We start from the raw sequence: 22,748 nt of genomic DNA on the forward strand, positions 1-22,748 counted from the left end.
CCCGCTGACCGAGCACCGCTGAGCGGCGGGAGAGCACGACGCAGAAGGGGGCTCCCCCCCCGCCGCGGGGGGGGGGGGGGCCCCTCCTCACGTGGTCGGGAAGACCGGGCTCAGTTGCCCTTGTTCTCGTCCCCGCCGAGTCCGAACTTGTCGCGGGCTGCATCCAGACCGGAGTCGACCTGCCCATCGACGTTGTCGGGGGTGCGCTCCTTGATCTGGTCGCCAGCGGCGTCCAGGAGCCGCTCAGCCTGCTCCGGGTTCTCGGAAGCAAGATTCTTGGCCTTGTTCAGCGCGTCATCGAAACCCATGAGGATGTCCTTCCGTTCGCGGAACCGCCCCGTGCAGGGCGACGCGGTCAACCTACGACGGGAAGGACTCCTGGCTCAAACGTGACCTCCGAATCCTGCGAAGACGTGGCATGTTCTGCACGGGTTCCCGGCCAGTCGGCGACGAACACGCAATACTGACTGCGTGACTCTGCGCAATTCTGAATACGACACGAGGGCCGACGACAACATGGCCGGCCAGAAGAAGGCCGACCAGAAGAGGGCGCAGCGGGGGGATGGGTCTCGCACCCCGCCCGCGGACCGCAGCGCCCGCTGGGACCATGTCCTCACCCTGCTGGCATCGACCAAGCGGCTGAGCGTCGCCGCGGTGGCCGCGGAGCTCGGGGTGAGTGAGTCGACCGTGCGCCGCGACTTCATGGAGATGGAGCGCGCACAGCTGGCCCGGCGCACTCACGGCGGGATCGTCGCGGTCGACGTCGCCTACTCGCTGGCGACCGTCCCCCGCAGCGCCGACGAGGGCGCTGCCCAGCGCGAGCGCGTCGCCGACAGAGCGGCGGCGATGGTCGAGCCCGGACAGATCATCGGCTTCAACGGTGGGCGCACCACCACCTCGACCGCGCGCCGTGCGGTGTCGCGGCCGGACATCGACTCGCGGGACGGGAAGCCGGGCCTGACTGTCGTCTGTGCGGCGCTGAACATCGCCACCGAGGCGGTCCTGCGGCCCTCCGTGCGCACGGTGGTGCTCGGCGGCGTCGCCGAGCCGTACTCCTTCGAGCTGACCGGCCCGCTCGCCACCGCCACCATGCGCGACCTGTGGCTCGACACCATGTTCGTGGGCACCGTGGGACTCGACCTCAATGCGGGTCTGACCTGCAATTCCGACGCTGAGGCGGGGGTCACTCGGATCATGATCGGTCATGCCCGCCGGGTGGTGGGCCTGGCGACCGCCGACAAGATCGGGCACCGCGCACTGGCCGGCATCTGCCCGGTCTCGGTGCTCACCGACCTGGTGATCGCCGGACCCGTCCCGGACGGGCTGCGGGACCATCTCGCGGAGGCCTCGGTGCGCCTGCACGAGGTGTGAGAGGGGCGATGCGAGAGGGGCGAGCAGCACAGGCGGAGGCGGAGGCGGGGTGCGGGTGCAGCGCGGGCCCAGGCCTCGTGCGATGTGAGCAGGCCGGGCAGCGGTTCTGCGGCACGCCTGCACCCTCGTGCGCCCCGGCCCCGGTAGCGTGAGCGACCATGTGGAGTTTCCTGCGCGGGAAGAAGCGGTCAGAGCGATCGGACGAGGACACGACCCCTCGTGACGATGCCCTCTCGGCCATGGCCCGTGAGCGCCGAGGCGCCTCGCGCGCACACCCCGACAGCTCGGAAAGCTCGGACAGGACCGGTCCGGGCTCTGCCGCTGCCCCCGAGGACAGCGACGCGGCACCGGGAGAGACCGGCGGCTACGAAGTGGTGGTCGACCGCCACCTCGACGAGGTCGGCGCCGGCATCGCTCCCGAGCAGGACGAGGACGATCTTCCCGTCACCCCGCGGGAGCACCGTCCGCTCAGCCGCGAGGATCGGGTCGCGGACGCCCTGGATCGCTGGACCCAGCAGCTCACCGGCGGGGTCGCCGCCCCTTCCTTCCTCACCCAGATCCGCGCCGGCGGAGTGGTGCTGGACCTGACCCATTCGCACCCCTCGGGCCTTGCCCAGCTGCTCGCCGGCCGCGGCCCCACCCGGCTGTCCTCCCTGGTGCGCGAGGTGGGGGCGCTGGCCGATGCCCGCGCCCACGCCCGCTCCATCCGGGAGATCGCCGAGCGGCACGCGGAGGAGGTGGGTCTGACCACCTGCCATCTCGGCATCGGCGAGGCGATCTGGTACCCGGAGGACGGCTCCGCGCCCATCCATGCCCCGGTGCTGGTGCGCCCCATCACCCTGCGGCTGCGCGGCAATGCCCGCGAGGACGTCGACCTCGAGGTCGACACCACCGCCGACCTCAACCCGGTGCTGCTGCGCTCGCTGCGCGAGGCCGGCGTCGCCGTCGACGCCCGGGCCCTGCTCGCCACCACCGACAGCACCCACGGCTTCGACCCCACCCCGGTGCTCGACGCCTTCCGTTCCCTGGGTCAGCCGCTGCCCGGCTTCCGCGTGGTGCACGCCCTGGTGGTCGGCAACCTGATGGACGCCACCGGCTCGGTCGCCGATGATCTCGCCGCGGACCGTCCAGATTGGGCCTCCTCCCCGCTGGTCGCGGCCCTCGCCGGCGACGCGGAGGCGCAGGCCGTGGTGCGCGCAGAGGACTCCGCCGTCGCCGTTCCCGAGGTGCCGGAAGCTGAGCTGGTCGCCGCCGTCGACCCCGGTCACCGCGATGTGCTCGCCCGGGTCCTCGCGGGGCAGGACCTCGCTGTCGTCACCCCGCCCGGCACCACCAGCCTCGACCTGGTGGTCGACCTCGCCGAGGAGCTCAACGCCCGCGGACGTTCCGTGCTGATCGTCTCCCAGCGTCGCCGGAATCTGGCACAGCTGATCGAGATCGCGCAGCGGCGAGGGCTCGAGGAGCTCGTCTTCGACCTCTCCCCGGATCCCTCCCTGCAGCGCAACGCCTCTGCGTCGCTGCTGCGAAGCCTGCGACGTGCCGGATCCCACGGGCTCGGCCCCGACGACGGGGTCCCGGAGGAGCTCGGTGCCAGCCGGGACATCCTGGTGGGCCACGTCGAGGCGATGCACCGGGTGCAGCAGCCCTGGGACGCCTCCGCGCACGACGCCATCTCCGCGCTCGCCGCTCTGACCAGGCTGAACCCGGCCCCCCGCACCCAGGTGCGACTGCGCGCGGATGTCGCCGCGCAGATGATCGGCGAACAGCGGGACCGCTACGCCGCAGTGCTGCGGGAGGCGGCCGAGGTCGGGGTGCTCACCACCGGACCGGAGCTGACCAGCTGGTACGGAGCCCCCATCAGCAGCGACACCCAGGCCGCGCGGGCCGAGGAGCTCGTGGACCAGCTGCGTGAGGAGATCCTGCCGCAGCTGCGTCGGGCCTGCACCCGCGCCGGGGGCGAGCTCGGACTCACCGAGCCGACCACCCTCGCCCAGCTGGACGAGCGTCTCGCTCTGCTGGATCGGGTGCGCATCCTGCTGGGCACCTTCCAATCAGCGGTGTTCTCCGCGCCGCTCGCGGACCTCGTCGCGGCCACCGCGGACAAGCGCTGGCGCGAGGACCACGGGGTCACGATGGGCTTCGGCCTGCGTCGGCGCCTGCGTCGGGAGGCCACCACCCTGCAGCGCCCCGCCGCGCTCTCCCCGGATCTCCACCAGGATCTGGGAGAGGCGAGGAAGATCGCGGAGAGCTGGCGCCGAGCCGCGATCGAGCCGGCGCCGGACGATGCCAGAGACTCCGGGAACTCTGGCAACTCCGGGAACTCCGGGAACAGAGCAGAGCCGTCCCGTCCTGCGCTGCCGGACGATCTCGAGGCGGTCCGCCGCGCTGCAGCCCGGTCCGAGAAGGCCCTGGACGAGCTGTCCGTGCTGCTGCACGGGACCCCCGCCGGCGCCGATCTCACCCGCACCGACCTCGACGAGCTCGAGCAGCGGATCGATGCCCTCGCCGCCGACCGCTCGGACCTCGAGACCCTCCCGCGCCGCACCGAGCTGCTGCGCCGCCTCAGCTTCGACGGACTCGGCGAGCTGGTCGAGGACCTCCGCCTGCGCCGGGTGCCCGCCGAGCAGGTCGGCGCGGAGCTCGAACTGAGCTGGTGGCGCAGCGTGCTCGAGCTGATCGCCGGAGCGGAGCCCACCATCTCGCAGTACGACGGGACCTCGCTGTCCCAGGTCGCCGAGCGCTTCCGCCGCCTGGATGCGGGATACCTCGCCGACGCCGCCGCCCGGGTGCACGCCGCGGCCGACGAGAATCGCGTGGAGACCATGAAGTCCTACCCGGACACCTCCCGCTCCGCGATCGCGGAGCTCGCCCGCTCCTCGACCGTCTCCATCCGGGACCTGGCCGCGAAATACGAGGACATCCTCTTCGCCGCCCGTCCGGCCTGGCTCGCCTCGCCGTACCTGGTCCCGCAGGTGATCCCACGCGGCCGCCACTTCGACGTGGTGATCGTGTCCGACGGCGGCCGGCTGCCCACCGCCGCCGCTCTGCCCTCGATCGTCCGGGCCGAGCAGACCGTGGTGGTCGGCGATCCCCTCGAGTACGGCGGGGACTCCGCACCCAGCTTGCTCGATGACATGCTGCGCATCGCCCCGCACGTCGAGATCCTGCGCGATCCCCACCCCGCCACCGATGGGCTGCGCGGCTTCGCGCAGCGCCGAGCGCTGGTCGGTGAGGTGGTCGCGGTGCCCAGCCCGGTCGCTCCCGAGCAGGACCGGCTGGTGATGGTCGAGAACGGGCGCGGCCCGGTCACCGAGGGCATGGAGTACGTCGAGAGCACCGAGGCCGAGCTGCGACGGGTCACCGATCTGGTGATCGAGCACGCTCGCAGCCGCCCCGAGCGTTCGCTCGCGGTGCTCACCTTCACCGAGGACCATGCCCGTCGGCTGATGGAGCGGATCATGAACACCGTCTCCGTGATCCCGGCGCTGCGCGACTATTTCGATCCTGCGGCCAAGGAGGTCTTCACCGTCCTGCCTGCCGATCAGGCCACCGCGGTGGTGCGTGACGACATCATCGTCTCCGTCGGCTTCGGGAAGACCCCGCACAGCAGGCTGCTGCACCGCTTCGGGCCGCTCTCCGAGGCCGGTGGCCGCAAGGCGCTGGCCACGGTGATCACGCGTGCCCGGGGCCGGACCACGGTGGTCTCCTCGATCGGGGTCCAGGATCTCGAGCATGCCCGGCTGCGCTCCGACGGCGCCCGCGACCTGCGGGCCATGCTGTGGGTGCTCCAGGGCGGGCCGGACGTCCCCGTCGTCCCGCATGTCGCCTCCCTCACCGGCAGCGAAGAGGAGATCGTCCCGCCTGCCCCGCAGGAGCCACGGCTCTCCCCGGCGGCGCCGATCCAGCAGCGGACCCCGGCCGCTGCCCCGCTCGCCGACGAGAAGTCTGCGCCGGCGGAGCTGTCGGACGAGGACATGGACGCCGCGATCGAAGCGGCGCTGAGCCGCAAGTCCGCCCAGTCGCCGCAGAGCGCCGCGCCGCTCGACGCCTCGGTGAACGTGAACGAGAGCGAGCGCGAGTTCGTGGGTGCTGAGCCCACGGCGGACGACCAGACGGGCACCGAGCAGGCAGCTTCAGAGACAGCTGCCGGATCCGGCGCCGAGCCTGCAGAGCCGGCCGAGCCTGCTGAGCCCACTCCTGAGCCCCGTGCCCCCCGGGAGCTCGAGACCGACGCTCTGGTGCAGGACCTCGCAGATCGGCTGTTCCGGCTCGGCCTGCTGGTCGAGCGTGACTTCGGACTCTCCGCCGACCGGATCGAGCTCGCACTGGGCCATCCGGAGATGCCGGGCCGCCTGCTGCTGGCCGTGGATACCGACGGCTCCCATTACGTCGATACCCCCAGCCAGCGCGAACGCGACCGGCTGCGCGCCGAACGGCTCGAGGCCGCCGGCTGGGCGACCGAACGGGTCTGGTCCTGGGCGCTGTTCATCGACCCCGACGGCGAAGCCGAGCGAATCCGACGCGCCGTGGACCGGGCACTGCGCCTGGTCCAGGCCGAGGAGCGCTCCGACTCACCCTCGGGCGTCGGCACCATCCGCCATCGCCTCCCTCGACCTCAGATCCCTGCCGGCCATCAGCTGTCCTTCTACTCGAGCGACGATTTCGATGCGGTGGTGGAATACATCTGCTCCGACGGCAGGGCTCGCCTCGAGGAGCACCTGGCCACCGAGGTGCGCAGCTTCCTCGGCTTCGAGCAGCGTTCGGTGCTGCTGGACGTCTCCGTCTCCAGCGCCATCCGCCGCTACCAGGAGCGCCAGTGAGCACCGACGCAGCAGACGGTCCTGCAGGGCGTGGAGCTGCTGACCGGGCAGCAGCTGACGGCGGAGCTGCTGACCGCGCGGCGAGCAGCGGACGACCGGCCGACGAGCGCGCGGCACGCCCCGCGCGCCGGGTGGTCATCTCCTCGGTGACCGGCAAGCCGATCCCGTGGGACGAGCCCGCCTCTCCGTCGCCGGCGGGCCGCGCCCCCCAGGAGCGCCGACCGATCCTCCCCGATCGCGTCGACGAGGACGCTCCGGAACCCGGGGTCGACGAGTCCAACGATGCTCGCATCGCCGGGGACGTGCCCCCGCACTGGGGCCGCGGCCGCTGAACGGGCCCTCCCGCTCATGAACGAGCCATCCGCTCATGAACGAGCCATCCCGCTCAGCGCAAGGGCCGTCCCTGAGCCCGGCCCGCACTACGCTGGGGATATGAACGACACCGACTCCACCGTCCCCACCGCCGACGGCGTCGACCTCGCCGCTGTTCAGGTCGCCGTGATCGGCGCCGGCAACATGGGTGGGCCGGTAGCCCGGACGATGCTCGACGCCGGGGTGCGGCCCGACCAGCTGCGGATCGCCAACACCAGCGCGGACAGCAGCCGCCGCGCCGCCGAAGAGCTCGGCGCCACCGCCGCCGATTCCCGTGAGGACGCGCTCGCGCAAGCCGATGTCGTGGTGCTCGGAGTCAAGCCGTACCAGATCCTCGACCTGGCCGGCGAGCTGCGGGAGCAGCTCCCCGCCGGAGCGGTCGTGATCTCCCTGGCCGCCGGGATCACCCTCGCCCAGCTCGAGGGGGCCCTTCCCGAGGGCAGCGCCGTGGTGCGGGCGATGCCCAACACCCCGATCTCGGTCGGGGAGGGCGCGGTGGGCCTGATGCGCGGCAGCGCCGTGACCGACGAGCAGCATCGGCTGGTCCATGCGCTGTTCTCCCGCGCAGGAGTCGCCGTGGACATCACCGAGGACCAGGTCCACGCCTTCATCGGCGCCGCCGGATCGCTCTCCGCCTTCGTCTTCGCGATCATCGAGGCGATGACCGACGAGGCCGTACGGCTGGGCCTGAAGCGCGACCTGGCGGCGACGCTGATCCAGCAGACGGTGCGCGGCGCGGCGACCATGCTCACCCAGAATGGCATCCATCCGGCGGTCGCGAAGAACGGCGTCTCCAGCCCCGGCGGCACGACCGTCGAGGGTCTCGCCGCGCTCGAGCGCGCCGGGATGCGGGCCGGGGTCGCCGCCGCGATGGCCGCCGCTGCCGAGAAGTCCCGGGAGATGACCCAGGACTGATCCGGTCGGCCAGTGCCCAGGGCTGATCCGGTCGCCCAGCCCAGCCGCCCTCAGGCGCGGTGGGAGAACTTCTCGATCAGCCCGGTGCGCCCAGAGACGATCAGGAGGTCATGCGCGGCGACCATGGTCTCGGGCACCGCATAGGTGAAGTCCTTGCCCGGTGACTTCACCCCCACCACGGTCACGCCGTGACGCTTGCGGATATCTGATTCGGCGAGCGTCATGCCCTGCACCTCGTGCGGGGGACGCATCTTCACGATCGCGAAGTCATCGTCGAACTCGATGAAGTCCATCAGCCGGCCGTTGACCAGGTGCGCGACCCGCTTGCCCGCGTCGGCCTCCGGATAGACCACATGGTGCGCGCCGATGCGCTGGAGGATCCTGCCATGCGCGGCGGAGATCGCCTTCGCCCAGATCACGGGCTTGCCGAGGTCCACCAGGTTCGCGGCGATCAGCACGCTGGCCTCGATGGTGGTGCCCACCCCCACCACGGCGATCGAGAAGTCACCGGCACCCACCTGCTCGAGCACCTCGGGCTGGGTGGCGTCGGCCCGCACCACGTGCGTGAGCTGCCCGGAGTACTTCTGGACCAGCCCCTCGTCGGTGTCGATCGCGAGCACCTCGGTGCCCAGCTTCTCGAGTGTCAGGGCGATCGAGGCGCCGAAGCGGCCGAGCCCGATGACCAGGACTCCCTCGTCGCGCGTGCTGCGTGGCATGTCTGCTCCTCAGGGACGGGCCCGCGGGGATCCCGCGAGCTGAGCGGGCACAGTCTAGAGCCTCGGCCGCCAGGCCAGGCTGGGGGTCAGCCGACGATCGGGCGCTCGTAGGGGAGCTGGATCATCCGCACCCGGGAGCGGACCGCGAGCGCGGCCCCGAGGGTCATCGGCCCCAGACGCCCGACGTACATGCACAGAATCAGCACCCATTTCGCCTCTTCCGGCAGGGAGGTGGTGATCCCGGTGGACAGCCCCACGGTGCCGAAGGCGGACAGTGCCTCGAACAGAGTCTGGTCCAGCGTGTACGGGGTCATCCGCAGCAGCAGGAAGGTCGCCAGGAACACCACGGAGGCGCTCATGACCAGCACCCCGATGGCCTGGCGGATCGTATCCCGAGGGATCCGGCGGTGGAAGACCTCCACATCCGGGTTGCCTCGGACCTCCGCCCAGATCGCGAGCATCAGCAGTGCGAAGGTGGTGACGCGGATGCCGCCGGCGGTGGAGCCGGAGCCGCCGCCGATGAACATCAGCAGGTCGGTCAGCAGGCGGGACTCGGCGGTCAGCTGGCCCACGTCGATCGTGGAGAACCCGCCGGAGCGCGGCATCACCGCCGCGAACGCCGCACCGAGCAGCTTCGTGCCCAGCGGGCGGTCACCGAGGGTCGCGGGATTGGACCATTCGAGGCCCAGATAGCCGAGGAAGGAGAGGAGCAGCAGCAGTGCGGTGGTGGTCAGCGTGAGCTTCGCGTGCACGCTCCATTTCCGGGGCGTGCGCAGCTTCCGCACCACCACCAGGATCACGGGGAAGCCCAGCGAGCCCACCAGCACCGCCAGGCCGATGGGAATGGTGAAGAAGGGGTCGCCGACGTACTGCGCGGTCCCCGCTGCCTCGGGCACGAAACCGGCGTTGTTGAAGGCGCTGATCGCGTAGAACAGGCCCAGGAACAGTGACTCCCGGATCCCGTGCTCGGTGATGAACATGTAGGGGGTCAGTGCCACGAAGGTCGCGACCTCGAAGGTGGTCGAGGTGATGAGGATGACCTTCAGCACCCCGCCGACCTCGGCGAGCCGCTCGGCCCGGGTCTCCTGGGCGGTGATCACGCGCTGGGCGAGGCCCAGGCGGTGCATCACCGACAGGCTCAGCAGCGAGGCGACGGTCATCAGCCCCAGGCCGCCGAGCTTGATCGCGATCATGATCACGGTGAGGCCGAAGGTGGACCAGTGGGTGCCGGTCTCGACCGTGTACAGCCCGGTCACGCAGATCGCGGAGACCGCGGTGAACAGCGCGTCGGTGAAGCTGGTGCGCACCCCCTCCAGGGTCGCTGCAGGCAGCGACAGGAGTGCGGTGAACGCCCCGATCAAGCCCGTGAACACGGCCAGCGCGATCCGTGCCGGGGTGGCGCGGGTGAGGGAATGCATCGCGATGCGCCACTCGGGTGGACGCCTCTGGGCACCGAGCGGCCGGGTGCGCTGCAGGCGTGCGCGTCTTCCGGGTGTGCTCATGCTGCTCCTCGCTCCACGACCGTGACCGGCGGTCGCGGTCCGCGGCAGTCTACGACCGTTGCCCCGGCGCGCTCCCATGCGCTGATGCCCGTGCGGGACGTCCATGCGACGGCCGGGCAGGCGGGGGACCGGTGGGCGGGCACGAACCCGTCACCCTGGGTACGCTTCGATCCATGCTCGATGCTGCGCTGCCCTCCCTCCCCGTCGACCCGGTCGACGACGCCGATCCGCCGGCCCCCACCGGGATCGTGTGGGACGACGCGCTGTGCGAGTACGACTTCGGACCCTTCCACCCGATGTCCCCGATCCGGCTCACGCTCACCCGGGAGCTCGCCCGCGGTGCCGGGCTGCTGGGCCGCCCCGGGGTGGTGACCCTCCCGGCACCGGTGGCGAGCGATGAACAGCTCGCCCGAGTCCATGACCCCGACTACATCGCGGCGGTCAAGCAGGCCTCACGGCCGATGGAGGAGATGACGGCGGAGGAGCTCGACGAGCTGATCCGCTTCGGACTCGGCGGTGATGATGTCCCGCCCTTCCCCGGCATGCACATCGCCTCCGCCCGGATCGCCGGTGGGTCGATCGCCGCGATCGACGCGATCCTCTCGGGCCGGGTGCGGCGCGCCGTGAACTTCGCCGGAGGGCTGCATCACGCCAAGCCGGCCACCGCCTCGGGCTTCTGCGTCTACAACGACGCCGCACTCGCCATCCGCCACGCCCTGGACACGGGGGAGGAGCGCGTGATGTACGTCGACGTCGACGTCCATCACGGTGACGGCGTGGAGCGCGCGATGTGGGACGAGCCCCGCGCGATCACCCTCTCCGTCCACGAGACCGGGGAACGGCTGTTCCCCGGCACCGGCTTCGTGCAGGACACCGGCGGGGCAGGGGCCGCAGGCACCGCGATCAACGTGCCGCTGCCCTCGCGCACCACGGCCGACGGGTGGGTGCGCGCGATCCGCGCCACCGTCCCCGCCCTGGTCCGCGCAGTGAAGCCGACGCTGCTGGTCACCCAGCACGGAGCCGACACCCACCGGCTGGACCCGCTGGCGGATCTCACGGTCTCCCTCGAGGCACAGCGCGAGGTGATGCTGCTGATGCGAGAGCTGGCCGATGAGGTCTGCGGCGGGCGCTGGCTCGCCCTCGGCGGAGGCGGGTATGCGGTGATCGACGTGGTGCCGCGCTCCTGGGCGCACCTGATCGCGATCGCGACTGGCGAGGCGATCGAGGCCACCGCCCCGCTGCCGGCCCAGTACATCGCCGCTGCCGATGCGGCGCGTACCGCCCATGGGCTCTCCCCGGAGCCGGGGCTGATCACCTTCGGGGACGGGCGACCCCTGGCCGTACGGGACTGGGAGCAGGGATTCGATCCCGAGGACGGCCTGGACCGAGCGGTCCAGGCGGCGCGGCGGGTCAGCTTCCCCGAATGGGGCCTGGATCCGTTCCTGGACTGATCTCTTCTCGCACGCTCCCCGGCTGTGGGCTCCCCGGCGGCGGGCTCCCTGGCTGTGAGTGCCCAGCTCGCGAGCGCCTCACCCTCGCGACCAGACGCGAGAGCAGCAGGACCAGCAGACAGAGCAGCAGGAGGGCCGGCGCCGCGAGGGCCCAGCCGTGCAAGCCGTCGAAGATCACTGCGCCACACGCCGCTGCGGCGATCGCGACGCCCAGGACCACCTCGAGGGCGACGCCGCGCCCGCCACCGGCTCCGCGCCCGTCACCGGCTCCGCGGCGAATGCCGCGTTCGCCGGGGCTGCCGGGGCCGCCGCGTTCGCCGGGGCCGCCGGTCAGTTGCGCCAGGGCGATGACCAGCGCGAGCACCGTGGATCCCAGGCACAGCAGCGGGAACGGATTTCCGTACCCCAGGATGATCGGCGCGAACCAGCGGAACTCGACGACATGGACCGAATCGACCGTCGGACCGAGCCATTCCGTCCGCCACGTGGGCAGCACCATCACCGTCAGCGCGGCCAGGATCAGCACCGGGGGAAATGCTCTGAACGCCGTCGTCATGGCGCGAGCCTGCCACAATGACGCCGTCACCACTCGTGCACAGACCCCAGGGGGATCCATGACGAACCGGACCACCGCCGTGCTCGACGCCTTCGCCGAGCATCTGCGTGTCCTCGAGCTCCCGCTGCCTGTCGAGGGTGTCGAGATCGCCCGCGCCGAGACCGGTGCCGCCCGCTCCCAGCTCGGCGACCATGTGATCCCGCGCCTGAAGTCGCTCGACGCCCCGCTGCTGGTGGTCATCGGCGGCTCGACCGGCGCCGGCAAGTCCACGCTGGTCAATGCGTTGGTGGGCCATCCGGTCACCCGGTCCGGGGCGATCCGTCCCACCACCCGTCGGCCGGTACTGCTGCACCACCCGCTGGATGAGCCCTGGTTCACCGGCACCCGCATCCTGCCCGGCCTCGCCCGGGTCCATGCGGGCCAGCGGCGTGATCCCGAGGCACCGGGCACCGGCGACACCACCGGCGACATCGATCCTGCGACCTCCCTCGAGCTGCGCGGCGAGGAACGGGTGCCGCAGGGCCTCGCGCTGCTGGACGCCCCGGACATCGACTCCGTCGCGGTCGGCAACCGGGAGCTCGCCCGGCAGCTGCTGCGCGCCGCGGATCTGTGGCTGTTCGTCACCACCGCCAACCGCTACGCCGACGCCGTGCCGTGGGACGTGCTGCGCACCGCCGCCGAGCGCGATGTCACCGTCGACGTGGTGATGAACCGGATCCCTCCGCGCGAGGGCGTCTCCGAGGAGCTCGCCGAGGACCTCCGCGGCATGCTCGAGCGCAACGGCATCGACGTGGACCGCCTGTTCCTGGTCCCCGAGACCGACATCGACGAGGACGGCATGCTGCCGCCCGCAGTGATCGCCGAGCTGCATGAGCACCTCAGCACCCTCGCGGCCGATGGCGAAGCCCGCAGCCGCATCGCCCGCCGCACCCTCGCCGGCGCACTCGATGGCCTGGCCGGCTCCGCAAGGACGATCGCCGAGCACGCCGTCGTGCAGGACGCCGAGCGCCAGCAGCTGCGCGAACAGGCGATCGCCGCCTTCTCCGGAGCGCGCGAACGGATCGACAACGCCCTCGGGGACGGCTCGCTGCTGCGCGGCGAGGTGCTCGCCCGCTGGCAGGACGTGGTGGGCACCGGGGAGTTCTTCCGCGGCGTGGAGTCCCTGGTGACCAGGGCCCGGGACCGGATCGGCCAGATGCTCAGCGGGAAGCCCGCCCCGGCCGTCGCTGCCGAGCAGGCGCTGGGGACCGGCCTGGTGCACGTGGTCATCGACGAGACCGCCCGCGGCGCAGAACTGGCCGAGAACGCCTGGCGCTCCTCCGCCGCCGGGCGACACCTCACCGAGGGGCAGGACCTCTCCCGCCTCCCCGACGGCTACAGCGAGGAGGTCTCGAGCGCGATCCGGGCCTGGCAGGGAGACGTGCTCGAACTGGTCCGCTCCGAGGGCGCCGACCGCCGGACCAAGGCCCGCATGCTCTCGCTCGGCGTCAACGTCGTCGGCGTCGCGCTGATGGTCGTCGTCTTCGCCTCGACCGCCTTCATCCCCACCGGCCTCGAGGTCGGGGCGGGGGCCGCCACCGCGGTCGTCGGCCAGAAGCTGCTGGAGACGATCTTCGGCGACGACGCCGTGCGCCGCATGGCCGCGATCGCCCGCGAGCGCCTCACCTCCCGGCTGGACGCACTGGTCGCCGAACGCTCCGGACCCTTCCTCGACCGTCTCGACGCCCTCGGCGAGGTCGGCACCGGCGAGCTGCTGGGCGCCGACGCCGATGCCCTCACCCAGCTCGCCCGCGACATCCGGGAGGACGCATGAGCCCGCTGCTGAGCCGCTCCGCGAAGGGCCCCGCCCCGCTCGCAGAACGGATCGACGCCCTGGAGAGCGCCCTCGAGGCGCTCGACGGCGTCGCCGCTGACGGACCGCTCGAGAGCGTGACGGAGCTGCTGGACCGCGTCGACCGGCGCCGCGCGCTCTCCGCCGAACACACCGTGATCGGGCTCTTCGGGGCCACCGGCTCCGGAAAGTCATCGCTGGTCAATGCGCTGGTCGGGGTCGATGTCTCCCGCGCCGCGGTGCGCCGGCCGACCACCGCGAAGCCGGTCGCCGCCGTGCTCGGCGCCCCCGGCAGCGATGCGCTGCTGGACTGGCTCGAGGTCGAGGACCGCCACCATCTCGACGGGACCGACGCCGCCCTCGCCACCTCCGCCGTCCAGGCGCCCTCGGGCCGCCGCGCCCGGCGGGAGCAGGCCTCTGGGCCTTCGGGTGCTCCCGGCATCGTGCTGCTGGACCTGCCTGACCTCGATTCGGTCGAGAGCGCCAACCGTGCCGTCGCCGAACGGATGACGGGCCTGGTCGACGTGCTGGTGTGGGTCACCGACCCGCAGAAGTACGCCGACGCCGTCCTCCACCAGGAGTTCGTGCGCCCCTTTGCCGGCCACGACGCCGTCACCGTGCTGGTGCTCAACCAGATCGACCGGATCCGCGAAAGTGAGCGGGAGGCCGTGATCGCCTCCCTCGCCTCCCTCGCCCGGACCGATGGGCTCGAGCAGGCCCCCGTGTTCGCCACCTCTGCGAGCACCGGGGAGGGCGTCGACGAGCTGCGCGAGCATCTGCTGCAGATCGCCCGCAGCCGCGAGGCCATCGCCTCCCGGCACCGGGCCGACGTGCGCGGCGCCGCCGAGACACTGCAGGACGCCGCCGACCCCACCGGGCTGCCGGCGGCCGCGACCCCGGCCGAGATCGATGACCTGGTCGAGGATCTCGCCACCGCAGCCCGGGTCGAGCCGGTGGCGCGCGCCGTCGGCGCCTCCTACCGTTACCGAGCGGCGGGGAAGGTGGGCTGGCCCCCGCTGCGCTGGCTGCGCGCTGCGCGGCCCGATCCGCTGCGCCGCCTCGGCATCGGCCGGGCACGCGACGGCGAAGGGCTCGAGCGCACGTCCCTGCCCGAACCGGACGCCGCAGCCCGAGCCCGCGCCGCCGGTGGGGTTCGTCGCTTCGCCGATGCCGCCTCCGTCGGCGGCAGCGATCCCTGGCGCGCCGCCGTACGGGCAGCGGCCCGCTCCCATGAGGAGGAGCTGCCCGATGCCCTCGACCAGGCGGTCGCCGGCGCCGATCTGCGCGCGACGACGACCTCCTGGTGGTGGCCGGTGCTCGATGTGCTCCAGTGGCTGGCGCTGCTCACCTGGGTGGTGGGCCTGGGCTGGCTCGGGCTGAACGCGCTGCTGGCATTCCTCGGGGTTCCGCCGCCGCCGATGCCGATGGTCGAGGAGCTCTGGATCCCGATCCCGCTGCCCACCGTGCTGGTGGTGCTCGGGATCGCGGCAGGAATCCTGATCGGCGTGGCCGGGGGAGTGGTCGCTGCGCTCACCGGTTCCTGGCACCGCCGCCGGGCGCGACGAGTGCTCACGGCCCGTGTCAGGGAGGTCGCGCACGACCTCGTCGTCGACGAGGTCGAGGCCGAGCTGACGCTCGCGGCGACGGCTGCGAGGGATCTCGCACTCGCCCACGGCTGAGGATGCAGGGTGGTTGTGTAGAATTACTGGTCGACCGTGGCGTCGGGCCCGCACGAGGCAGCTCCCCGTGCAGTCTCCGCGGGCCGCGCATACCTGATCCGCTGCATCACCGCAGGCACTGACCTGCAGAACTGAGGTTCCCTATGGGTTCAGTCGTCAAGAAGCGACGCAAGCGCATGTCCAAGAAGAAGCACCGCAAGCTGCTTCGCAAGACCCGTCACCAGCGTCGTAACAAGAAGTGATCGCCGCACGGTGATCTCTGCGTGACGCACATCGGCCCCCGCCATCAGGCGGGGGCCGACGCATGTCACGGGGCATTCATCACGCGGCGTTCAGGCGCGGCCGGAGAGACGCTCGGGCGCGGCCAGCGGGAGGTTCGGGCGCGGCCGGACGGCCAATGCTCAGGCGCGGCCGGTGAGGCGGCGCCACCAGGGGCGCTTGGCGAGTGCTGCGCGGAGCTGCCCGGCATCGACCCGGTACTTCGCGTGGACCTTGCCGTCCACGATGATGACCGGCACGTCGTAGTCCCAGTCCTCGCGCAGCTGATCATCGGCATCGATGTCGCGTACTTCCACGGTGGAGCCGACCCGGTCCGCCTCGGCCCGCACCACCGGCAGGGCCTCTTCGCAGAGGTGGCAGCCCTCTCGGGTGAGGTACAGGACGCGAGCGTCCGGATCGGTGGGTGAGGGGATGCGCGGTGCGGTCATGGGCGAACCCTATCGAGGCGGGGCGGGCGGCGATGCGCCGGGGGTCGGCGGTGATGCGGGGCCGACGAGCTGGTGCGGGAACGACGACGGGCCGCCCGCGCAGTGCGGACGGCCCGTCGGACTCATACGGCGCAGCGCGCCGGGGGAGCGGGGAGGCTCAGGCGGCGGCCGGAGCGGTGAACTCGGCCTCGATGAGGATCTTGACGTTGTCGCCGACCATCACGCCACCGGCTTCGAGTGCCGCGTTCCAGGTCAGCCCGAACTCCTTGCGGGAGATGGTGGTCTCACCGGTGAAGCCCGCGCGGTAGATGCCGAAGGGGTCGGTGGCTGCACCCTCGTAGGTGAAGTCCAGCTCGACCGGCTTGGTGATGTCGCGGATGGTGAGGTCACCGATCAGCTTGTCGCCCTCGACCTTGGTGGAGGTGAAGGTGATCTCCGGGAACTTCTCGGCGTCGAAGAAATCGCCGCTGCGCAGGTGAGCGTCCCGATCCGGCTGAGCGGTGTTGATCGAGGCGGTCTTCAGCGCGGTGGAGAAGGAGAGGTTCTCGCCGCCCTGGCCGACCTCGAGGGAGCCCTCGAGGTCATGGAACTGGCCACGAGCCTTGGAGATGCCGGCGTGACGCACGGTGAACGCAGCGGAGGTGTGGGCGGGGTCGAGGGTCCAGGTGCCGGGGGTCAGGTCCGTCATGAGAGGTCTCCTTGGAGTTGAATGGACAGTGGCGGTCTAGAAGCGATCACCACGAGCTTGCTTGAAATATAAACTAATCTGGGGGAGGATGGCAAGCATCGGATCCCAGGAAAGAGGAGAACGTGATGGACGACACGATAACGCCCGGCGAGGGTCGAGGCTCGACCCCGGGGGAGCTGTGGCTGACTCCGCAGGAGCAGACGGCATGGCGCACCTACCTCTACGCGACGACCCTGCTGAACGACCGCTTCAGCGAGGCGCTCCAGGCGGATGCCGAGATCGACCTGACCCTCGGTGAATATGAGATCCTGGTGCGTCTGTCCGAGGCGGAGAAGAAGTTCCTGCGGATGTCCGAGCTGGCGGACAAGGTCGTCCACTCCCGCTCCCGCCTGACCCACACGATCACCCGCATGGAGAAGCGGGGGCTCGTGGAGCGGGTTCGCTGCACGGATGACGGACGCGGCCGGCAGGCCCAGCTGACCGCAGCCGGAGAGCAGATGCTCGAGCGCGCCGCCCCCACGCATGTGCGCTCCGTGCGCGAGCACCTGCTCGATGTGATCGGCCACGACGATCTGCTCGAGCTGGGCCGGATCCTCGGCAAGACGCTCGACGAGGACGCCCCCGTGGCCGTCGGATGTCCGGCACCTCACGAGACGGCCTCCGCTCCCCGCCGATCCGGAGGTTCGGTTGGTACCGTGAAGCGGCTCGGGCCTGAGCCCGCAGCGCGACAGTGAAAGAGGACTCCCCGCCCATGACCACCACCACGGTCCACCTCGTCCGCCACGGCGAGGTGCACAACCCCGAGCGCATCCTGTACGGCCGCCTGCCCGGGTACCGGCTCAGCGATCGTGGTGAGCAGATGGCAGGCCTGGTCGGCCAGCATCTCGCTGAGGCGGATATCGCGGTGGTCCGCTCCTCCCCGCTGCTGCGCGCGCAGCAGACCGCCGCCCCGATCGCCAGCCCGCACGGCCTCGAGATCACCACCGACCAGCGGCTCATCGAGTCCGGCAACCACTTCGAGGGCCACCGGATGGGCCATGGTGAGGCCAAGCTGAGCGATCCGCGCAACTGGCGCTGGTTCCTGAACCCCTTCCGCCCCTCCTGGGGCGAGCCCTACCGTGCGCAGGTGGCACGGGTGGTCTCGGCGGTGCACGACGCGCGCGCCGCGGCCGAAGGCCGTGAGGCCGTGCTCGTGCTCCACCAGCTCCCGATCTGGGTGACGCGCCGCAGCGCCGAGGGCAAGCCTCTCTTCCATGATCCGCGCCGCCGCCAGTGCGGGCTGTGCTCGGTCACCAGCCTCCGCTTCGTGGGCCCGCACCTCGCGGACGTGGGCTACGCCGAACCCGCTGCCGCGCTGTACGCCGGGGCGGTCGACGCCACCGGAGGCAAGCTCACGTGAGCATCAGGACCTCATCCTCGCGCACCCTGCGCCTGACCCGGCGCGGCCTGCTGGGAGCGGCTGGCGGCGCCTCCGCCGCGCTGCTGCTCGCCGCCTGCGGGACCGACACCGGCGAACGCTATGCCTCCGGGGATTCCGGATATGTCTCCGGCGACGGCGTGGCCACCGAGATCCCGCCGGCGGACCGCGCCGAGCCGCTCGAGTTCTCCGGCACCTCCTACGACGGTGAGCAGATCACGGCCGCTGACCGGCGGGGCGAGGTGCTGGTGCTGAACGTCTGGTACGCCTCCTGCCCGCCCTGCCGCAAGGAGGCTCCTGACCTCCAGGCGATCCACGAGGAGTACGCGGAGCAGGGCGTGTCCTTCCTGGGGGTCAACGTGCGCGATGCCGCCGGCCCGGCGCAGGCCTTCGAGGAGCGCTACGGGATCACCTACTCCTCACTGCCCGATCCGGACGCCGAGATCATGTTCTCGCTGCGAGGCCAGGTCGCACCCAATGCGGTGCCCTCCACCCTGGTGATCGACCGCGAGGGTCGGGTCGCCGCACGCATCTCCGGCGCCGCGGACCCCTCGGTGCTGCGCGCGATGATCGATGTGGTGGTCGCCGAATGATCGTCGCCGAGGTCGGGGCCGCCTTCCAGGCCACCGCGCTGTCCGGCTCGCTGCTGCTGGCCGTGGCCGTGGCCGCTGCCGCGGGCCTGGTCGCCTTCCTCTCTCCCTGCGTGCTGCCGGTGGTGCCCGGATACCTCGGCTACGTCTCGGGGCTCGCCGGGCAGAGCGCGGTGGGACCGGGCACGGGCGCCGGCGCGAAGCGCGCCCGACCCCGCACCGGGCGCTTGCTCGCCGGCAGCGCACTGTTCGTCGCCGGCTTCGCCATCGTCTTCATGGTGCTCGGCGGATTCGCCGGCGCGCTGGGCTACCTGCTCCAGGCGTACAGCGTGTGGATCAACCGCGTCGCTGGCGCGATCGTGATCCTCATGGGTCTGCTGTTCATGGGGGTGTTCCCCGGCCTGTCCGCCACCCGGCCCGTCTCCTCGAAGCGACCCGATGCGGGACTGCTCGGTGCTCCGCTGATGGGACTGATCTTCGGGCTCAGCTGGACACCCTGCATCGGACCCACCTACGCGGCCATCGTCGCCCTCTCCCTCGACGGCGGAGGCGAAGGTGCTGCGCTGCGCGGCGCCGTGCTGGCACTGGCCTACTCGCTGGGCCTGGGCATCCCCTTCATCGTCTTCGCGCTGCTCTTCGAGCGGGCACTGGGCCTGAGCAAGAAGCTCGCCGCCCACCGGCGCACCATCGGCCTGCTCTCCGGGGCGCTGCTGATCGCGATCGGGGTGCTGCTGATGACCGGCGTGTGGTCGACCTGGATGAGCGGGCTGCAGGGCCTGATCGCGACCTTCGAGCCGGTGGTGTGATGAACGAGAAGACGCCCGGGAACAACCCTGGCACCGACGCTCCGGACACTCCTGCTCCGGACACTGCCGCTCGCGGGGCGAGCGGCTCCTGGAGCAGCAAGCCCGAGATCGACGGCACCGCGCCGGTCACCGTGCCCGGCCTGGGCCTGCGCGGCACGCTGCTGTTCCTCTGGCGCCAGCTGACCAGCATGCAGACCGCGCTGATCCTGCTGATGCTGCTGGCGGTCGCCGCGGTGCCCGGCTCGCTCTACCCGCAGCGCAGCGTGAACCCGGCACTGACGGATCAGTTCCTCGAGGAGAACGGCAAGTGGGGGGAGTTCCTCGACGCGCTGGGCTTCTTCGAGGTCTTCTCCTCGCCGTGGTTCTCCGCGATCTACCTGCTGCTGTTCATCTCGCTGATCGGCTGCATCGTGCCGCGCGTCGGCGTGCACCTGCGGCAGCTGCGCTCGAAGCCGCCGCGGACCCCCTCGCGGCTGAATCGGTTCGTCGGCCATACCCGGGTCGAGCTGCCCGGTGCCGATGCTGACACCCTGCTGCAGCAGGCGCAGCATGCGCTGCGCCGCTCGCGCTATCGCACCGAGGTGCGGGAGGAGACCGCCTCCCGCTCAGTAAGCGCCGAGCGGGGCCTGCTGCGGGAGACCGGCAACCTGGCCTTCCACATCGCCCTGGTCGGGGTGCTGGTCTGCATCGCCGGTGGGCAGATGACCAGCTACCGGGGCCAGATCACGGTGATCGAGGGCACCGGGTTCTCGAACTCGCTGACACAGTACGACTCCTTCGAGTCCGGGGCCTGGTTCGACGAGCGGGACATGCCGGCCTTCCGCCTCACCCTCGAGGACTTCCGCGCCACCTACGTTCAGCCCGGGGAGTCCGGCAACGTCGGCGAGCCCCGCTCCTTCGAAGCCGACGTCGCCGTGACCACCCCCGGGGACCCCGAGCGCTCGCAGACCGTGCAGGTCAACAAGCCGCTGCACATCGACGGCGCCTCGATGTACCTGCTGGGCAACGGCTACGCCCCCGAGGTCACCGTCACCGACCCCGAGGGCACCGTGGTCGCCGAGGGCCCGATCATCACCGTTCCCATGGGCGATGTCGGCTACACCTCACAGCTCGTGATCAAGGCCCCGGATGCTCGGCCCGAACAGACCGCCGTGGTCGGATACTTCCTGCCCACCGGCACCATCGACGAGCAGGGCCCCCATTCGCTGTACCCGGATTCCCTGGACCCACAGCTCGCGCTGACCGTCCACCAGGGCGATCTGGGCCTCGACTCCGGGATCCCGCAGAACGCCTACGAGGTGGACGTCACCACCCTCACCCCAGTGGCGGGGGAGGACGGCACCCCGGTGCTGATCCGCCTCTACCCCGGCCAGGAGTTCGAGCTGCCCGACGGCACCACCGTCAGCTTCGACGGGCTGCGGCGCTATGCAGCGTTCGATGTCGCCCACAACCCCTTCGAGCGCTGGGTGCTGATCAGCGCGCTGACCGCCGTGGGCGGGCTGATCCTGTCGCTGTTCATCCCACGCCGCCGCCTCTGGGTGCGGGTGCGCACCACCGCGGACGGCGCAGTGCTCGAGGTGGCCGGCCTCGCCCGCAGTGACGACCCCGCCCTGGCGGATGACGTGCAGGCTCTGGCCTCCACCCTCGCGACGTCGCCGGATAAGGCGCAGTATGAGGCACAGGACAAAGAGCAGGGTGGACCGCGGAGCGACTCTCGCCCCCTCGACCGCCGCTCGAACCCCACGGACGATTCCCCTGAAGGAAGTGCACAGTGATCAATGAGCAGCTGGCGGAGATCTCGAACCTCGCCCTGGTGGTGACGATCGTTCTCTACGTGCTCGCCCTGATCGGCTTCGGCGCCGATCTGGCATCGACCTCGCAGCGCCGCGGCGATGAGCGCCTCGCCGCGCTCGAGCGGAAAGAGAACGCCCGTGCCCTGCAGGCCGCGGCTGTGGGCGCGGAGGGTGGAGCGCTTGCCGCGGAGGGCAGTGCGGTCGCCGCGGGCAGCGGCGTCGGAGGCGAGAGCCGAGCCGGCACCGAGGGCGGCGCCCTCGGCGAGGGGTCGCGCGACACCTCCGGCACCATGAGCGCGCAGAAGTTCGCTTTCCTCCTCGCCGGTGCGGCGACGCTGCTGCACGTGGTGGGGGTGGCGACCCGTGCGGCCGCCACCCAGCGGGTGCCGTGGGCGAATATGTACGAGTTCGCCACCACCAGCACCGCCCTGGTGATGGTCGCGTTCCTGGTGTTCAGCATCAAGCGCACGGAGCTGCGGGTGCTGGGCACCTTCGTGGTCAGCCCGGTGCTGCTGGTGCTGCTGCTCGCGCAGACCTTCTGGATCGTGCCGGCCACGGCACTCACCCCCAGCTTGCAGAACTCCCACTGGATCTACATCCACATCGGCGTCGCGATCCTCGCCACCGCGCTGTCCATCCTCGGTGCGGTGATCGCCACCATGCAGCTGCTCCAGGCCCGCCACGAACGCGCCCTGGTGGAGAAGGTGAGCGCCGGTGAGGAGCATCCGGAGCATTGGGACCGGTTCGGTCACGTGCTGGACCGCCTGCCCTCCTCGACGGTGCTGGAGGCCCTGAGCTTCCGCATCCACTCAGTGGCCTTCGTGTGCTGGACCTTCACCCTGATCTTCGGGGCGATCTGGGCCCGCGAGGCCTGGGGCCGCTTCTGGGGCTGGGACCCCAAGGAGGTGTGGACCTTCATCATCTGGGTGATCTACGCGGCCTACCTGCACGCACGGGCAACCGGTGGCTTCCGCGGCAGCCGGGCCGCCGGTTTCGCCCTGGCCGGATTCGTGGCCGTGGTCTTCAACTACACCATCGTCAACACGGTGATCAACGGACTGCACTCCTACTCGGGGATCTGAGCCTCAAGGCTCTGAGCCCCGGCGCGCGTCAGGCGCCGCGGTCCCCGTCGTCCGTGGTGGGCCCGGCGTCGGTGGGCCCGGCCTCACCGTCCTCGCCCTGCTCGCGACCACGCTCACGGCGCTCGCGGCGGATGTCCTCGTCGAGCTTGCGCAGGAAGTCCGGATCCTCGTCCGGGGCGACCGGCCCCTTGCGCAGGGGCTGGGCGTCGCCGGCACTGAGGGAGCGATCCTTGCCGACGAAGAGCCAGGTGATCGGCCCCACCCACGGCAGCAGCACGATCAGCACGATCCAGGCCCACTTCGGGACCCCGCGGACCTTGTCGTCCTCCGTCTGCACGCAATCAGCGAGCGCGAAGACGGTGAGGGCGATGGAGAGAACTGCCAGGATTCCGCGGGCCATGGCCGAAGTGTAGGCAATGCACCTGATCGCGAGGTGGGGGCGGTGGTCGTGA

Annotated in this window: 21 protein-coding genes; 14 read left to right on the forward strand and 7 right to left on the reverse strand. The window is 71.3% G+C overall.

The genetic code is table 11. The features are described from left to right. Positions 1 to 110: 110 nt before the first annotated feature. Entirely contained in the window at positions 111 to 308 is a 198-nt protein-coding gene (locus tag ACT3SQ_RS02305; protein WP_444600784.1) for an antitoxin, read from the reverse strand. 163 nt (positions 309 to 471) lie between these two features. Between ACT3SQ_RS02305 and ACT3SQ_RS02310 the strand changes: the two genes are divergently transcribed. The 4 genes from ACT3SQ_RS02310 (at position 472) to proC (ending at position 7,478) form a co-directional block, all read left to right on the forward strand. Beyond that, positions 472 to 1,371: a DeoR/GlpR family DNA-binding transcription regulator gene (locus ACT3SQ_RS02310; protein ID WP_444600785.1), complete on the forward strand. Its 900-nt coding sequence runs from the start codon at positions 472 to 474 to the stop codon at positions 1,369 to 1,371. A gap of 158 nt (positions 1,372 to 1,529) precedes the next feature. Next, positions 1,530 to 6,191 carry a hypothetical protein gene (locus ACT3SQ_RS02315; RefSeq protein WP_444600786.1) on the forward strand — a complete coding sequence of 1,554 codons (4,662 nt, stop codon included), beginning with the start codon at positions 1,530 to 1,532 and terminating at the stop codon, positions 6,189 to 6,191. Continuing rightward, the gene (locus ACT3SQ_RS02320) at positions 6,188 to 6,523 is read left to right on the forward strand and encodes a hypothetical protein (protein WP_441444422.1); all 336 of its coding nucleotides are present in this window, start codon (positions 6,188 to 6,190) and stop codon (positions 6,521 to 6,523) included. Before ACT3SQ_RS02315 ends, ACT3SQ_RS02320 begins: the two co-directional genes overlap by 4 nt. Positions 6,524 to 6,623: 100 nt before the next feature. Next, the gene (proC, locus tag ACT3SQ_RS02325; RefSeq protein WP_442332287.1) at positions 6,624 to 7,478 is read left to right on the forward strand and encodes a pyrroline-5-carboxylate reductase; all 855 of its coding nucleotides are present in this window, start codon (positions 6,624 to 6,626) and stop codon (positions 7,476 to 7,478) included. A 50-nt stretch (positions 7,479 to 7,528) separates the two neighbouring features. Here the strand turns inward: proC and ACT3SQ_RS02330 are convergent, their stop codons facing one another. After that, entirely contained in the window at positions 7,529 to 8,194 is a 666-nt protein-coding gene (locus ACT3SQ_RS02330) for a potassium channel family protein (RefSeq protein ID WP_441444424.1), read from the reverse strand. Positions 8,195 to 8,280: 86 nt separating this feature from the next. Next, positions 8,281 to 9,696, reverse strand: coding sequence for a TrkH family potassium uptake protein (locus ACT3SQ_RS02335; RefSeq protein ID WP_441444425.1), 1,416 nt, complete (start codon positions 9,694 to 9,696; stop codon positions 8,281 to 8,283). Positions 9,697 to 9,869: 173 nt separating this feature from the next. Here ACT3SQ_RS02335 and ACT3SQ_RS02340 point away from each other — a divergent pair, with 173 nt between their 5' ends. After that, positions 9,870 to 11,147: an acetoin utilization protein AcuC gene (locus ACT3SQ_RS02340; RefSeq protein ID WP_444600787.1), complete on the forward strand. Its 1,278-nt coding sequence runs from the start codon at positions 9,870 to 9,872 to the stop codon at positions 11,145 to 11,147. Here the strand turns inward: ACT3SQ_RS02340 and ACT3SQ_RS02345 are convergent. Next, entirely contained in the window at positions 11,107 to 11,703 is a 597-nt protein-coding gene (locus tag ACT3SQ_RS02345) for a hypothetical protein (protein WP_444600788.1), read from the reverse strand. The genes ACT3SQ_RS02340 and ACT3SQ_RS02345 overlap by 41 nt on opposite strands. Before the next feature lie 58 nt (positions 11,704 to 11,761). On the opposite strand from ACT3SQ_RS02345, the gene ACT3SQ_RS02350 reads away from it, so the two are divergent. The 3 genes from ACT3SQ_RS02350 to ACT3SQ_RS02360 all read left to right on the forward strand — a co-directional run bounded on the left by ACT3SQ_RS02350 (position 11,762) and on the right by ACT3SQ_RS02360 (position 15,455). Next, positions 11,762 to 13,516, forward strand: a complete 1,755-nt coding sequence (locus ACT3SQ_RS02350) for a dynamin family protein (RefSeq protein ID WP_444600789.1) — start codon at positions 11,762 to 11,764, stop codon at positions 13,514 to 13,516. Continuing rightward, a complete protein-coding gene (locus ACT3SQ_RS02355; protein ID WP_441444429.1) occupies positions 13,513 to 15,213 on the forward strand; it encodes a GTPase family protein in 1,701 nt (566 codons plus the stop codon). The genes ACT3SQ_RS02350 and ACT3SQ_RS02355 overlap by 4 nt, the downstream gene beginning before the upstream one ends. A gap of 143 nt (positions 15,214 to 15,356) precedes the next feature. Beyond that, on the forward strand, positions 15,357 to 15,455 hold the full coding sequence (locus ACT3SQ_RS02360; protein ID WP_019174583.1) for a 30S ribosomal protein bS22: 99 nt from the start codon (positions 15,357 to 15,359) through the stop codon (positions 15,453 to 15,455). Positions 15,456 to 15,614: 159 nt separating this feature from the next. Here ACT3SQ_RS02360 and ACT3SQ_RS02365 read toward each other — a convergent pair whose 3' ends face one another. Both ACT3SQ_RS02365 and ACT3SQ_RS02370 read right to left on the reverse strand, forming a co-directional pair. Next, the gene (locus ACT3SQ_RS02365) at positions 15,615 to 15,920 is read right to left on the reverse strand and encodes a glutaredoxin family protein (protein WP_441444430.1); all 306 of its coding nucleotides are present in this window, start codon (positions 15,918 to 15,920) and stop codon (positions 15,615 to 15,617) included. Between the two features lie 157 nt (positions 15,921 to 16,077). Then, the gene (locus ACT3SQ_RS02370; RefSeq protein ID WP_441444431.1) at positions 16,078 to 16,608 is read right to left on the reverse strand and encodes a YceI family protein; all 531 of its coding nucleotides are present in this window, start codon (positions 16,606 to 16,608) and stop codon (positions 16,078 to 16,080) included. A gap of 125 nt (positions 16,609 to 16,733) precedes the next feature. On the opposite strand from ACT3SQ_RS02370, the gene ACT3SQ_RS02375 reads away from it, so the two are divergent. Genes ACT3SQ_RS02375 through ccsB form a run of 6 tightly spaced genes read left to right on the forward strand, consistent with a single transcriptional unit; the run spans position 16,734 to position 22,296 of the window. Further along, entirely contained in the window at positions 16,734 to 17,342 is a 609-nt protein-coding gene (locus ACT3SQ_RS02375; protein ID WP_442332291.1) for a MarR family winged helix-turn-helix transcriptional regulator, read from the forward strand. A gap of 17 nt (positions 17,343 to 17,359) precedes the next feature. Next, entirely contained in the window at positions 17,360 to 18,007 is a 648-nt protein-coding gene (locus tag ACT3SQ_RS02380; RefSeq protein ID WP_441444433.1) for a histidine phosphatase family protein, read from the forward strand. Beyond that, entirely contained in the window at positions 18,004 to 18,618 is a 615-nt protein-coding gene (locus ACT3SQ_RS02385; RefSeq protein WP_441444434.1) for a TlpA family protein disulfide reductase, read from the forward strand. The genes ACT3SQ_RS02380 and ACT3SQ_RS02385 overlap by 4 nt, the downstream gene beginning before the upstream one ends. After that, positions 18,615 to 19,421, forward strand: a complete 807-nt coding sequence (locus ACT3SQ_RS02390; RefSeq protein WP_442332292.1) for a cytochrome c biogenesis CcdA family protein — start codon at positions 18,615 to 18,617, stop codon at positions 19,419 to 19,421. The genes ACT3SQ_RS02385 and ACT3SQ_RS02390 overlap by 4 nt, the downstream gene beginning before the upstream one ends. Then, a complete protein-coding gene (gene resB, locus ACT3SQ_RS02395; protein ID WP_442332293.1) occupies positions 19,421 to 21,196 on the forward strand; it encodes a cytochrome c biogenesis protein ResB in 1,776 nt (591 codons plus the stop codon). Before ACT3SQ_RS02390 ends, resB begins: the two co-directional genes overlap by 1 nt. Next, positions 21,193 to 22,296 (forward strand): c-type cytochrome biogenesis protein CcsB, encoded by a 1,104-nt coding sequence (gene ccsB, locus ACT3SQ_RS02400; protein ID WP_442332294.1) that lies wholly within the window; start codon positions 21,193 to 21,195, stop codon positions 22,294 to 22,296. Before resB ends, ccsB begins: the two co-directional genes overlap by 4 nt. A gap of 28 nt (positions 22,297 to 22,324) precedes the next feature. Here the strand turns inward: ccsB and ACT3SQ_RS02405 are convergent, their stop codons facing one another. Next, positions 22,325 to 22,696, reverse strand: coding sequence for a PLD nuclease N-terminal domain-containing protein (locus ACT3SQ_RS02405; RefSeq protein WP_442332295.1), 372 nt, complete (start codon positions 22,694 to 22,696; stop codon positions 22,325 to 22,327). Between the last annotated feature and the right edge of the window lie 52 nt (positions 22,697 to 22,748).

Origin of the sequence: Brachybacterium sp. AOP42-C2-15, from assembly GCF_052377065.1 — a bacterium.
GTDB lineage: Bacteria > Actinomycetota > Actinomycetes > Actinomycetales > Dermabacteraceae > Brachybacterium.